The sequence below is a fragment of the Streptomyces alkaliterrae genome (genome assembly GCF_007097205.2).
GTDB classification, from domain to species: Bacteria; Actinomycetota; Actinomycetes; order Streptomycetales; family Streptomycetaceae; genus Streptomyces; species Streptomyces alkaliterrae.
In genome coordinates this window covers 1-13383 of sequence record NZ_VJYK02000152.1, presented here as the reverse complement: position 1 = coordinate 13383, position 13383 = coordinate 1, and the positions used below count along the sequence as shown (strand labels likewise).

The window sequence follows — 13383 nt, the reverse complement described above, 5'->3', positions numbered from 1 at the left end:
GGCTAGGTAGTGGCGGCGGGGCGGTGGGTCAGGTCGCGGACGATCATGTGGTGGGGGCGCCAGCCGGGGTAGGGCTCCATGGTTCCGACACGGGTGAAGCCGTAGTCGGAGTAGCGGCCCAGCACCACGTTGTTGGTCTCGGCGATGAGGGCGGCGGCCCGCTGCTCGGTGCGTTCGGCGAGGAAGCCGCTGACCAGGGTGGCGCCGAGATGGAAGCGCCGCCATGGCGCGGCCACCAGCAGCTCGCACACGCCGACGGTGCGTCGGCCGTCCTCGCGGACGAACTCGGCGGCCGGGGACGGGGTCAGACCGTCCCACCAGAGGGTGTCCGGCTGGAGGGTGTAGCCGTAGACGTAACCGGCGACGGTGTCCCCGTCGAGGGCGGCCAGCAGGCCGAAGCCGGGGCGTTCGGCGTGGCTTTGCAGCCGTTCCTCGATGGGCGGGTCGTTGTGGTCGCTCAGGTCGAGGGCTTCCGCGTACACCTGCTCGTAGGCGCGGGCCCAACGGCCCGGGTCGGCGGCGACCTCGGAGCCGTCGTGGCGGCGTATGCGCAGGCTGGCGAGGGGCGCCTGGTCGGGTCTGGTCGGTGCGGTCTCGACGGACTGGGACATGAGTGGCCTCTCGGTGGGGGCGGGTCGTCGGCGGCCTTTTCACCGCCCGTCCCGGCGCGGCGGTCCGCCGTCGGGCGGGCGTCTCGAGGGGACGAACGAAGGCCGGGCAAAAGCTGAGTCAGATCACACCGAGACCGTTTCCAACCCGGCTCCCTGCTGCCCCGGCAGCGTGGCCGCGACGGCGTCACCGGCGGTCGCCGGCTGTGGCTCGGCCAGCGACCTGGCGCGTTCGGCGACGAGTTCGAGCAGCGGGCGGAGGTCGTCGGCGGTGGCCCGGGGGTGCAGCAGGGTGGCCTTGAGCCACAGTCGGCGGACGCCGTCGTGGTCCTCTGCGACGGCCCGGCCGAGCACCGCGCGGCCCTCGGCGAGCAGTTCGCGGCGGATCGCGGCGACCAGCGCGTCCCCGGCCTCGTCGCCCGCCTCGTCCACGAGGGCGTCGGCGGCAAGGGGCCGGAAGAGCACGGTGGAGATGCCGGCGTCTCCGTCGCGGCGGCGCAGCGCCGGGTGGCGGTCCACGCTTTCGGCGAACCGCCGTGCCGTGTCCACGCAGTGTTCGACGAGTCCGCCGACGCCTTCCCGGCCGAGCGCCCGCAGCGTGGTGGCGATCTTCAGCACGTCGGGGCGGCGGGAGGTGCGGATGGACCGGCCGAGCAGGTCGGGCAGTCCGGCCTCGGTGTCGTCGTCCGCGTTCAGGTAGTCGGCGCGCAGGGAGAGCGCGCCGAGCGAGGTGCGGTCGCGCACGGCCAGCACTCCGGCGGCGACCGGCTGCCAACCGAGCTTGTGCAGGTCGTAGGTGACCGAGACGGCCTGTTCGATGCCGTGCAGCAGCGGCGCAAGGTCGCGGCTGAACAGCAGCGGTCCGCCGTAGGCGGCGTCCACGTGGAGTTCGGCGCCGAACCCGGCGGCGACCTCGGCGAGTTGCGGCAGCGGGTCGATCAGACCCTCGTCGGTCGTTCCGGCGGTGGCCACGACCAGGGCGGGCGCGCCGCCCAGCGAGGCGAGGGCGCGGTCGAGCGCGGCGGGCAGCATCCGGCCGGCGCGGCAGTCCACGGTGATCGGGGTGGGCAGCCCGAGGATCCAGGCGGCGCGGCGCACGCTGTGGTGGGCGTTCTCGCCGACCAGCACCTGCACCGTTCGCTCGCCGCGCGCCTGGGCCCGTTCCCTGGCCAGCAGGAGGGCGACCAGGTTGGACTCGGTGCCGCCGCTGGTGACGATCGCGTCGGCGGCCTCGGCTTCCGGGTAGACCACGCGGGCGAGTTCGGCGGTGACCGCCTCCTCGATGACGGCCGCCGCGGGCGCCTGGTCCCAGGAGTCCATGGAGGGGTTGAGGGCGGAGGCGGCGAGGTCGGCGGCGGCGGCCATGGCCAGCGGCGGGCAGTGCAGATGGGCCGCGCAGCGCGGGTCGGAGGGGTCGGCCGCGCCCTGGGCGGCCGCGCGTACGACGTCGTAGAGGGCGTCCTGGGCGCCGACGCCCTCCTCCGGCAGAACGGGGCTGATGAGTGCCCGGGTGCGGGCGGCCACCTCGTCGGGTCCGCCGTGCGGGAGCGGTCCGCCGCGGGCGGCGGCACCGTCGGCGAGCGCGTCGAGCGCGACGGAGGTCAGGGCGCGCAGGGTGCGGGGGTCGCCGGGGCCCGCGGCGACGGCGGTGGCGTCCCGGTCCGCGAGGTCGTGCGGACGGTCGGCGGGGTTCGGGTGAGGGCTCACGCGGCACGCTCCACATCGGCGAGGGCGTCGGACAGTCGGTTCAGTACGGAGTCAGCCTGCTCGTCGCTGAGGACCAGCGGGGGCAGCAGGCGCAGCACGCTGTCGCGGCGGCCGCCGAGTTCGAGCATCAGGCCGCGGGCCAGGCAGGCGGCGCGGAGCCGGGACGCGAACTCGGGGGCGGCGGGCAGCGAGCCGAGCTCGTCGGCTTCCCCTTCGGGGTCGACGAGTTCGGCGCCGATCATCAGGCCGCGACCGCGAACCTCGCCGATGTGCCGGTGCTCGCGGGCGAGTTCGCGAAGTCCGGCCCGGATCGTCCCGCCCAGCTTGGCGGCGCGCTCGGCCAGTTGCTCCTCGGCGACGGTCCGCAGCGTGATCTCGCCGGCGACCATGGCCAGGGTGTTGCCGCGGAAGGTGCCGGTGTGGTCGCCGGGGCGCCAGGTGTCCAGGGCCGGGTCGTAGGCGATGAGCGCGAGCGGCAGCCCCCCGCCGACGGCCTTGGAGGTGACCAGGATGTCGGGGGTGACGCCGGCCCGCTCGCAGGCCCAGTAGTCGCCGGTGCGGCCGATGCCGGTCTGCACCTCGTCGATGATGAGCAGGACGTTGTTCTCCGCGGTGACGCGGCGGATCTCCCGCAGCCAGGAGTCCGGGCCCTCGACGACACCGCCCTCGCCCTGCACGACCTCCAGGATCACCGCGGCCGGGGTGCCCACGCCGCTGGAGGGGTCGGTGAGGTAGTTCTCCAGCAGGCGCGCGGAGAGTCGGCCGCCCTCCTCGGCGCCGAGGCCGAACGGGCAGCGGTAGCCGTAGGGGTAGGGCAGCCGGGTGACCGGCTGGGCGTCGGCGGGACCGGTCCCGGCCGAGCCGCCGCGCATCCGGGAGGGGCCGGAGAGGGCGGCGGCCCCCAGGGTCATGCCGTGGTAGGCGCCGGTGAAGGAGACGATGCCGGTGCGGCCCGTGGCGTCCCGGGCGAGCTTGACGGCCGCCTCCACCGCGTCGGTGCCGGCGGGGCTGCAGAAGTGCAGCTTGGCGCGGTCCCGCAGGTCGCCGGGGAGCCGGACCAGCAACTCCGTGGTGAACGCGTCCTTCTGCGGAGTGATCATGTCCAGGGTGTGCAGCGGGGCACCGGAGTCGAGCGCCGTGCGCAGGGCGCCGGTGACGGCCGGGTGGTTGTGGCCGAGGGCCAGGGTGCCGGCGCCGGAGAGGCAGTCGAGATAGGTCCGACCGTCGGCTCCGGTGACCTCCGCGCCGAGTGCCGTGACCGGGGCGACCGGCAGCGTCCTGGCGTAGGTACGAGCGGCGGACTCGCGCCGCTCCTGGCGGTCGAGGAGTTGAGCACGCAGCATGATTGCGGTGGCCCTTCGAAGGTGACGGGACGGAGGCGTTCGGGATGGGCGGGTGCGGCGAACCACACGCTCGGCGGAGCCGCCCAACGACCTGACTTAGGTTAGCCTAACCTCTATCGAGTGCAACGCCAGCCCCCTCGTTCCGTCGACGCGGACCGGTCCGGGCAGCCACCGGGCGGGACGCCGAACTCCGGCCCGCAGCGCCCCTGCTGTGGCCCGAACGTGCGGTGCCCGGCGGCAGCGACTGCTGACGCCGGGCACCGCACGGTGATCAACGAGACCACCTCAGGCCAGGGCACGCTCCCTGCTCAGCGGTACGACGAGCGGCGCGCCGATCTCCTCGTCGTACCGCACCAGGGCCCGCAGCCCGAACGCCTCGGCGAGCAGTTCCTCGGTGAGCACCTCGACCGGGGGCCCCTGGGCGACGATACGGCCCTCCTTCATGGCGACCAGGTGGTCGGCGTACCGGGCGGCCAGCGACAGGTCGTGCAGGACGAGTACGACCGTGCGACCGGTGTCCCGGTGCAGCTCGCGCACCAGGTCGAGCACTTCCACCTGGTGCGCAAGGTCCAGGTGGTTGGTGGGCTCGTCGAGCAGCAGGATCTCGGTCTCCTGCGCGAGCGCCATGGCGATCCAGGCGCGCTGCCGCTGACCGCCGGAGAGTTCGTCGAGTGTGCGTTCGGCCAACTCGTAGGTGCCGGTGCTGCGCAGGGCGCGGGCGACGGCCTCCTCGTCGTCGGAGGACCAGCGCCGGTACCAGGTCTGGTGCGGGTGCCTGCCCCTGGCCACCAGGTCCGCGACGCTCAGACCCTCGGGCGCCACCGGGGACTGCGGCAGCAACCCCACCCGCTCGGCCACCCGGCGGGTCGGCAGGGTGTGCACGGGTTCGCCGTCCAGCAGCACCCGGCCGGACAGCGGTTTCATCAGCCGCCCGAAGGAACGCAGCAGCGTCGACTTCCCGCAGCCGTTGGGGCCGATGACGGCGGTCACCGTGCCGTCCTGGATCTCCAGGTCGAGCTCGTGCACCACGGTGCGGTCGCCGTAGGCCAGGCTCAGCCGCTCGGCGCGCAGCCGCACCCCGGGGCGTTCGGGGTCGCGGGCCTCGCGGGCCCCGGCGCCGGCCGGTGCGCCGTCCCGCACGTCGTCGTGGTCGAGGGTGTGTGTCATGAGGTACGACCCCTTCCGCTCCGGATGAGCAGGTACAGCAGATAGGGAGCGCCGAGCGCGGCGGTGAGCACCCCGACCGGCAGTTCGACGTCGCTGACGACGCTTCGGGCGAGTACGTCCGCCCAGACGGTGACCGCTCCGCCGAGCAGCGCGGAGCCGAGCAGCGGCGGGGTGCCGCAGCGCAGCAGGCGCAGCGCCAGTTGCGGGCAGGCCAGCGCGACGAAGGCGATGGGTCCGGCGACGGCGGTTGCCGTCGCGGTGAGCAGTACGGCGGTGGCCAGCAGGACGGCCCGGGATGCGGTCATCCGCACGCCCAGACCGCGCGCGGTGTCCTCGTCGAAGGCGAGCGCGCCCAGTTGGAAGGAGAGTCCGAGGGCCAGCGGCAGCAGCACCAGCAGGGCGAGCGCGGCGGGCCGGACCAGCTCCCAGTTGGCGCCGTTGAGGCTGCCGTTGAGCCAGATCAGCGCGCGTCCGGCGTCCACGATGTTCGCTTTCACCAGCATCCAGGACAGCGCGCTGCCGAGTACGGCGTTGACGCCGACGCCGACCAGCAGGACCCGGAAGCCGCTGAGCCCCCGCCGTACGGCGAGCAGGAAGATGACCACGGCGGTGACCAGTCCGCCGATGACCGCGGCCAACGGGATGCCGACGTCGGCCAGGACGCCGCTGAGGCCGCCGTAGGCGCCGGCTCCGACGATGACGGCGACCGCGCCCACCCCGGCGCCGGTGGTGATGCCCAGGATGTCCGGACTCGCCAGCGGGTTGCGGGCGATGTTCTGGAAGATGGCGCCGGCCAGCGCCAGCGAGGCGCCGACCAGGACCCCCACCAGGGAACGCGGCAGCCGCATCTCCATGATGACCAGGCGGTCGACGCCGTCGCCCCCGCCCAGCAGCACGGCGACGATGTCGGGCACCGGGACCTCGATGTCGCCGCGTCCGACGTTGACCACCACTCCGGCGAACACGGCGGCCGCGATGAGCAGCGGCACCAGCGCCGCCCTGGGCCGCCAGACGGTGGAGACCGGGCCGAGCCGCAGCGGTCGCCGTCCGGGCACCACCGGGAGTTCGGCCTCCGGCGGCGGGACCGCTTCCTTCACGGGTGTGGGTCGGGTGGTGGCGCTCACAGCCTCACCGGCTTCCTGCGACGAACGAGGTAGATGAAGACCGGGCCGCCGATCAGTGCCAGCATGATGCCGACCTCCAGCTCCCCGGGCCGGGCGACAAGTCGGCCCAGGGTGTCGGCGGCAAGCACCAAGGCGCCGCCCAACAGCCCGGCGTAGGCGAGGATCCAGCGGTAGTCGGGGCCGGTGAAGTGGCGCGCGATGTGGGTGGCGACCAGCCCGACAAAGCCGATCGGCCCGCACACCGCGACGGCGGTGCCGGTCAGCAGGGTGATCGCCACCATACCGACGGCCCGGGTCGTGCCGAGGTTGACGCCGAGCGTGCGGGCCACGTCCTCACCGAGCGACAGCGCGTTCAGACCGGGTGCGTTGACTGCCGCCAGCAGCAAGCCGACCAGGATGAACGGCACCATCTGCGTGGTGAGTTCGAGCGGGCGGCCGTTGACCGCGCCGACGGTCCAGAACCGGTAGGTGTCCATCGCGGCGCGGTCCATGATGACCATGCCGGCGGCGAGCGCGGTGAACAGGGCGTGGGTGGCGGCGCCGGCCAACGCGAGGGTGACCGGTGTCGCCCCTCCCCTGGCGAGGGTGCCGACGAGGTACACCAGGGCACTGGCCACCGCCGCGCCGAGGAAGCCGAACCAGATGTAGCCGTACAGGCTGGTGACGCCGAGTACGAAGATGGAGCCGACCACGCACATGCCGGCGCCCGCGCTGATGCCGAGCACCACGGGATCGGCGATGGGGTTGCGGGTGTGCCCCTGCATGAGCGCGCCGGCGACGCCGAGCGCGACTCCGGCCACCAGCGCGAGTACGGTCCGGGGCACCCGAAGGCGCCGGACGATGATGTCGCCGTCCTCCCCGGTGGGGGTCCACAGGCCGTGCCAGACCTGTGTCGGGGTGAGCGGGTTGGCGCCCAGCGCGAGGCTCAGCAGGAGCGTCAGCGCGAGTAGTGCCAGCAGTGCGGCCAGTCCGCCCCACAGTCTGCGGGTCCGGTTTGACGCGATCTGCCGCTTCGCCCGTTTTGCGGGCGGCGCAGATAGCGCTTCGATCACGATGTCCCTCCGCGGCGCCATAGGTTAGGTTAGGCCAGCCTAAGCTTAGGCCGCGCAATCCCGTAAGAAAGGGGACCCTCATATGAGAGCCCGTTGGCTCACCCGCCTCGGCCGGACCGTCGGCGCCGCAGCCGTCACGGCGGCCGTGCTCGCCACCGCCGCCTGCGGCGGAGGCTCGGACAAGGATACGGACAACAACGGCGGCAAGTCCCCTGGTGACGACAAGAACGCGACGGGCTCGGCCTTCCCGCGCACGGTCGACCACGCGATGGGCAAGACCGAGATCAAGAAGCAGCCCAAGCGGATCGTCGCGCTGGACATGACGTTCGTCGACGCCGCGCTGGCCCTCGAGTCCGAGGTGGTCGGCTACACCACGTTCGCCAGCCCGGACGAGAAGCTGCCCGCCTACTTCGGCGACGACGCGAAGAAGTACGGCGGCGAGGCCGTTCCGGTCGGCCTGCTGGAGGAGCCGAAGCTCGAGCAGATCATCAAGCTCAAGCCGGACCTGATCCTCTCCGCCAAGGTCCGCCACGAGAAGCTGTACTCGCAGCTCAACGAGATCGCGCCGACCGTCTTCACCGAGACGACCGGCGCGACCTGGAAGGAGAACCTGGAGCTGGTCGGCAAGGCGCTCGGCAAGGAGGACCTCGCCAAGGAGAAGGTCGAGTCCTTCGAGAAGCGCGCCAGGGCCATCGGCGACAGCGTCCGCAAGGAGCGCGGCGGCAACCCGACCGTCTCCGTCGTGCGGTTCGTCGACGGCCCGACGCGGCTGTACAAGGAGGACACCTACATCGGTGTCATCGTGAACGACCTCGGGTTCGACAAGCCGAAGGACGCACGCGGCGAGGGCTTCAACGCCGACATCTCCGAGGAGGAGATCCGGAAGGTCGACGCGGACGACATCTTTGTCACCGCCTACCCCGACCCCGAGGGCGCCTCGGAGAAGAGCAAGCAGAAGTACCAGGCCAACCCGCTGTGGAAGAAGCTGGACGGCGAGATCCACGAGATGGACGACGTGACCTGGATGCTCGCGGTCGGCCTGTACGGCGCCGAGTCGGTGCTGGACGACGTGGCCAAGACCTACAAGGTCGACGCCGCGCGCGGCTGACGCCCCTCACGCGCCCACCGGTGCTCCGGCCGACGGCCGGCTGCCGGTGGGCGCGGGTGTGCGGGCGCCTTCCGGGGCGTCAGTTCCGGCGTGTCCGAGGGCAGCCGGCGCACAGCCGGTCCGGGGCGAGCGTGTAGTAGAGGCAGCAGCTCGCCCGGACGCGGGTCGGCTCGGCGGGCGGCTCGCACGCCTCGGCCTCACCGGCCGTCGTCACGTCGGCGGGCGGGAGGCGGTAGTCGGCGGCGCCCGCGTAGGGCGGGGTGCCGCCCGGAAGCAGCGAGTTGGCCGCCCGCGCTCCGGCGGCCCGGTCACCGAGCAGCCCGCCCAGATGCGCGAGCCCTTCGGCCAACTCGTCGGTGGCCAGCGCCCACAGCCCGCGTGGGCCGCGCCGCAGCAGCGGGCCGAAGGCCTGAAGCGCCGGGCCGAGATGGTCGCGCACCGCCGCTCTCAGCTCCCGGCGCAAGGCCGCCTCGTCGGCCACCACCCGCACTCCGGGCAGGTGCTCGGCCGGGTCGCCCGGCAAGCAGGTCACCCGCTCCGGAGCGACCGTCACCACGAGGGCGTCGAGATCCAGGGCGAAGGCGTCCGGCGAGAGGTGCGGCACCCGCCGTTGCAGGTGCCAGGGCCCGCTCATCGTCAGACAGGCGACAAACGCGTACTGGTGCAGCGCCTCGGCGGCCGCGACGTCCTCTCGGGGGCGACGGCCGAACGTCGCGGCCAGCCGCTCGGCGGCCCCTTCGGCCAGCGCCCGCGGCACCTGCGGCCGTTCCGCGAGTCCGCGCGCGGTGAGTGCGCCCGGCGTGGGCTGATCGGCGGTGGTGCGCAGTATGAGCGGGGGGAAGAGCGCGGCCAGCGGCTGGTACATCTGCGTGAGCAGGGCGTCGTGGGTGGGCGGCCGGCCGGGATCGGCCGCCGTCACCGTGGCGTGGGATGCGGCGAGCACGGGAAACCTCGGGGGGTGGAGTGACAGGCAAGGCTAACCTTAGGCACTCCGGTGCCCGGGCGACAGACCCACCCGGCGGCTCGGTCGAGGACCGTGACCGAATCCGTTCGGACGCGTTGTCTGTTGTGTGACCTCCACCAGCACACCGCAGAACCTGGCCCGGCGCCGCCACCGCCAGCCGGCGAACGGCCCGGAGCACGAAGAAACGGTTCACCAGACCGCGTCCACTCCGATCTTCACGGCCCTCGCCCGGCAGTGGGCAGCCGAGCGCCGAGCCGTACCCGGCGACGTGGACGACGAGTGGTCCTCCCTCGTGGACTACGCCACCTGGCGTCGCCGGCAGCGCCTCCCCCACTCGGGCCTCTCCCCCTGACCCGGCGGCCGCCACCCCGTTCCGTCTCGCTGTCAACCGGCCCTTTCCGGCCGCCTCTTGGCCGCGCTGGCCGGTAACCGCCCTGGACCTCGGCGAAGTTGACGGCCGTCACCTAGCCTGGCCCCGTTGTGCCTGCTGACCGCAGTGAAACGAGGGGCTCTGGATGACAGGCTTGCGGGTGTCGATGGACATCGGAGGCACCTTCACCGACGTCGTGGTCTACGACGAGCGGACGGGACGCTACCGGGCGGGAAAGGCGTCCACGACTCCGCACGACCTGACCGAGGGGGTGATGACCGCACTCACCTCGGTACTGGCGGGGTCCGACGGCCCGCCGGCCTCCCCCGCCGACGTCTCCTTCCTGGTGCACGGCACCACGCAGGGACTCAACGCCTTCCTCCAGCGGCGCGGCGTACGGGTGCTGCTGCTCGCCGGTCAGGACGCCGCCGACACGTACCACATCGCGCGCGGCCCCCGTACCCGGCTGTACGACCTGCACTACCGCAAGCCGGAGCCGCTGGTCCCGCTGCGCGACATCGTGCCCGTCGGCGGCCGCCTGGACGCGGCGGGCCGGGAGATCGAACCGCTGGACGAGGACGCGGTGCGCGAGGCGGCCCGCCGCTACCGCGCCGAGGGCTTCGAGGCGATCGCCGTCGGGCTGCTGTTCAGCCACGCCAACCCGGCGCACGAACTGCGCGCCGCCGAGATCCTGCGCGCGGAACTCGGCGAGGACGTGACGATCTCGCTCTCCCACCAGGCCGCCAACGAGTGGCGGGAGTACGAGCGCACCTCCTCCGCCGTGCTGGAGGCCTACATCGGCCCGGTGGTCCGGCGCTACCTGACCTCGCTGACCGGTGTGCTGGCCGACCACCGGGTGGCCGTGCCGCTGCACGTGATGCAGTCCTCGGGCGGCGTCATCACCGCCGAGACCGCTCGTCACCGGCCGCTCCAGACGCTGCTGTCCGGACCCGTCGGCGGCACCATGGGCGGCGTCGCGCTCGCCCGCGCGCTCGGCCGCGACAACCTCATCTGCGTCGACATGGGCGGCACCTCCTTCGACGTCTCCCTCGTCGTGGACGGGCGCCCGGACGTCACCTCCGAGGCCCGGCTGGAGGGCCTGCCCGTGCTGATGAGCGTGGTCGACATCCACACCATCGGCGCCGGAGGCGGCTCGCTCGCCTGGGAGGAGGCCGGCGGACTGCGCGTCGGGCCCGGCTCCGCCGGTGCCGCGCCGGGGCCCGCCTGCTACGGACGGGGCGGCACCGAGGCGACTGTCACCGACGCCAACCTGCTACTCGGCCGGATCGACGAACGCGGCTTCGCCGGCGGCGAGTTCGACCTCGACGCGGCTGCCGCCGAGCAGGCGCTGAGCGCCCTCGGCAAGCGGCTGGGACTGGACGCGGTCGGCATGGCGGAGGGCGTCTGCGAGGTCGCCAACGCCAAGATGGCGCAGGCGATCCGCACGATCACCGTGGCCCGCGGCATCGAACCGCGCGAGTTCACGCTGGTCGCCTTCGGCGGCGCCGGACCCATGCACAGCGTCTTCCTGGCAAGGGAGTTGGGCATCCCCGAGGTGGTCGTGCCGCGCTTCCCCGGCGCGTTCTCCGCCTGGGGCATGCTGGAGACCGAGATCCGCCGGGACTTCGCGGAGCCCTTCTTCCGGCTGGACGCCGACGTGGACCCGCGCGACATGGCCGACCGGCTGTCCACCGCCGCCCGCACCGCGCTGGACGCGTTGGACAGCGAGGGCGTGCCCCGGGACCGGCGGCGCACCGAGTGCGCGGTCGACATCCGCTACGCCGCGCAGGAGTACACCCTGACCGTCCCGCTGACCGGTCCGGACGAGCCGCTGCTCGCGGACTTCCCGGAGATCATCGCCGAGCGGTTCGCCCGTCAGCACCACACCCGCTACGGGCATTCCAACAAGGGGGCGCCGCTGGAGTTCGTGGCGCTGCGCGTCACCGCGCTCGGCGCGCTCGACGGGGCGCCCGCGGAGACGGTGCCCGATGCCGAGGCGGACTTCCCCCACCGCACCCGCGGTGTGGTGTTCGACGGTGCCGAGTACCCGGCGCGGATCGTCGAACGGGACGCGCTGCGCCGCGGACACGAGTTCAGCGGCCCCGCGATCGTCCAGGAGCCGACCGCCACCACCGTGGTTCCGCCCGGCTACCGGGTGGGGCTGGACGCCGGCGGTTCGCTTGTCATACGCGAGGAGGCCAAGTGAGCACGGCGACAACCGTGGACCCGGTCACCGTGGAGATCATCCGCAACGCGGTGATCTCGGCGGCCGAGGACATGAACGCGACCCTGATGCGTTCGGCGTACACCCCGATCATCTACGAGTGCGGCGACTGCGTCGTGGCGCTGCTGGACGACGAGCACCAGGTGCTCGGGCAGTCGGCAGGGCTGCCGATCTTCCTCGGCAACCTGGAGAGCTGCACCAAGGCGACCGAGGAGCGGTTCGGCCGGGACGCCTGGCACCCGGGCGACGTGTGGATCCTCAACGACAGCTACCTCGGCGGCACCCACCTCAACGACGTGACGATCTTCGGCCCGGTCTTCACCGGCGGTGAACTCGCCGGCTTCACCGCGACCCGGGCGCACTGGATCGACGTCGGCTCCAAGGACCCCGGCGGGTCGATGGACTCGGTGAACATCTTCCAGGAGGGCCTGCGCATGGGCCCCCAGAAGCTCGTCGAGGGCGGTGTCCCGGTGCCCGGTATCGCCGACACCATCGCCGGGAACGTGCGCTTCCCTTATCCCACCACCGGCGACATGAACGCCATGATCGCCACCATCCGCATGGGCCAGACGCGGCTCGCCGAGCTGGTCGAGCGTTTCGGGCTGGCCACGCTGCGGGCCGCGCGGGACGAGATCTTCCGGCAGACCGAGCAGTTGGAGCGGGAGGTCATCGGAGCGATCCCGGACGGCGTCTACACGGCCGAGGGCTTCCTGGACAACGACGGCATCGACCTGGCCGCCCCGGTCCCGGTGAAACTGCGGATCACGGTCAGCGGCACGGACGTCGACTTCGACGTCACCGAGTCCGCCGACCAGACGGTCGGGCCGGTCAACTGCGGTGCCGCACAGGCCGTCTCCGCCTGCCGGGTCGGCTACAAACTGCTGGTCAGCCCGGACGTGCCGGGCAACGGCGGCTCGTTCCGGCCGCTGAGTGTCCAGGTGCGCGAGGGTTCGGTGTTCGGGGCGGTCGCACCGGCGGCCTGCCAGTGGTACTTCTCCCATCTCGGGCTGCTCATCGACCTCGTCGCCAGGGCGTTGGCGCCGGTGATGCCCGAGCGGGTGGCTGCCGCCAGCCACGGCGACTCGATGATCGTGATGTTCGCCGGGCGGGACCCGCGCAGCGACCGCGACTACGTCAGCCTGGAGGCGACGCTGGGCGGTTGGGGCGCCTGGCACGGGTCGGACGGCCAGGACGCGCTCATCAACAACGTGAACGGCTCGCTCAAGGACCTGCCGGTGGAGGTCGTCGAGGCCCGCTTCCCGGTGCGGATCACCGAGTACGGCTTCCGGCCGGACTCCGGCGGCGCGGGTCGCTGGCGCGGCGGCAACGGGGTGGTGCGGGAGTACGAGGTGCTGGCCGACTGCACGGTCTCGCTGTGGTTCGAGCGGTCCGTGACGCCCGCCTGGGGGCTGTTCGGGGGCGGCGACGCGGTCGGGCCGCGGGTGACGATCAACCCGGGCCGGGCGGACGAGCGGCGGCTGCTGAAGTGCAACGGGCTGGCGCTGCGCGCCGGGGACGTGGTCCGCTGCGAGACGGGCGGCGGCGGTGGCTACGGCCCGGCCGGTGAACGCGACCCCGCGCGCGTCGAGGCGGACGTGCGGGACCGGCATGTGACACCCGGGCACGCCCGCCGCGCCTACGGGCGCTGAGCCGGGTGCCCCGCCGCGCGTACGGCGGGGCACCCGGGCGGTCTCGGCGCCCCCAACGGTCAGGGGG

11 protein-coding genes are annotated in these 13383 nt (G+C 73.1%); 4 read left to right on the top strand and 7 right to left on the bottom strand.

Features of this window, described 5'->3' with window-relative positions; translation table 11 throughout:
- Positions 1-2: 2 nt before the first annotated feature.
- From FNX44_RS15465 to FNX44_RS15440, 6 genes are all read right to left on the bottom strand, one after another.
- Positions 3-611 carry a GNAT family N-acetyltransferase gene (locus tag FNX44_RS15465; protein ID WP_143648831.1) on the bottom strand — a complete coding sequence of 203 codons (609 nt, stop codon included), beginning with the start codon at positions 609-611 and terminating at the stop codon, positions 3-5.
- Positions 612-734: 123 nt separating this feature from the next.
- Positions 735-2315, bottom strand: coding sequence for a pyridoxal phosphate-dependent decarboxylase family protein (locus FNX44_RS15460; RefSeq protein WP_143648830.1), 1581 nt, complete (start codon positions 2313-2315; stop codon positions 735-737).
- Positions 2312-3658 carry a diaminobutyrate--2-oxoglutarate transaminase family protein gene (locus FNX44_RS15455; protein WP_143648829.1) on the bottom strand — a complete coding sequence of 449 codons (1347 nt, stop codon included), beginning with the start codon at positions 3656-3658 and terminating at the stop codon, positions 2312-2314. Before FNX44_RS15455 ends, FNX44_RS15460 begins: the two co-directional genes overlap by 4 nt.
- 285 nt (positions 3659-3943) lie before the next feature.
- A complete protein-coding gene (locus FNX44_RS15450) occupies positions 3944-4825 on the bottom strand; it encodes an ABC transporter ATP-binding protein (protein WP_143648828.1) in 882 nt (293 codons plus the stop codon).
- Positions 4822-5949, bottom strand: a complete 1128-nt coding sequence (locus FNX44_RS15445; RefSeq protein ID WP_323369370.1) for a FecCD family ABC transporter permease — start codon at positions 5947-5949, stop codon at positions 4822-4824. Before FNX44_RS15445 ends, FNX44_RS15450 begins: the two co-directional genes overlap by 4 nt.
- Positions 5946-7001: a FecCD family ABC transporter permease gene (locus FNX44_RS15440; protein ID WP_323369368.1), complete on the bottom strand. Its 1056-nt coding sequence runs from the start codon at positions 6999-7001 to the stop codon at positions 5946-5948. The genes FNX44_RS15445 and FNX44_RS15440 overlap by 4 nt, the downstream gene beginning before the upstream one ends.
- Before the next feature lie 82 nt (positions 7002-7083).
- On the opposite strand from FNX44_RS15440, the gene FNX44_RS15435 reads away from it, so the two are divergent.
- On the top strand, positions 7084-8109 hold the full coding sequence (locus FNX44_RS15435) for an ABC transporter substrate-binding protein (protein ID WP_143648826.1): 1026 nt from the start codon (positions 7084-7086) through the stop codon (positions 8107-8109).
- 79 nt (positions 8110-8188) lie between these two features.
- Here the strand turns inward: FNX44_RS15435 and FNX44_RS29710 are convergent, their stop codons facing one another.
- Positions 8189-9052, bottom strand: a complete 864-nt coding sequence (locus FNX44_RS29710) for a (2Fe-2S)-binding protein (RefSeq protein WP_143648825.1) — start codon at positions 9050-9052, stop codon at positions 8189-8191.
- 127 nt (positions 9053-9179) lie between these two features.
- Between FNX44_RS29710 and FNX44_RS15425 the strand changes: the two genes are divergently transcribed.
- From FNX44_RS15425 to FNX44_RS15415, 3 genes are all read left to right on the top strand, one after another.
- On the top strand, positions 9180-9425 hold the full coding sequence (locus tag FNX44_RS15425; protein WP_143648824.1) for a hypothetical protein: 246 nt from the start codon (positions 9180-9182) through the stop codon (positions 9423-9425).
- A gap of 163 nt (positions 9426-9588) precedes the next feature.
- Positions 9589-11649 carry a hydantoinase/oxoprolinase family protein gene (locus FNX44_RS15420; RefSeq protein ID WP_143648823.1) on the top strand — a complete coding sequence of 687 codons (2061 nt, stop codon included), beginning with the start codon at positions 9589-9591 and terminating at the stop codon, positions 11647-11649.
- A complete protein-coding gene (locus tag FNX44_RS15415; protein WP_143648822.1) occupies positions 11646-13316 on the top strand; it encodes a hydantoinase B/oxoprolinase family protein in 1671 nt (556 codons plus the stop codon). Before FNX44_RS15420 ends, FNX44_RS15415 begins: the two co-directional genes overlap by 4 nt.
- Positions 13317-13383: the final 67 nt, after the last annotated feature.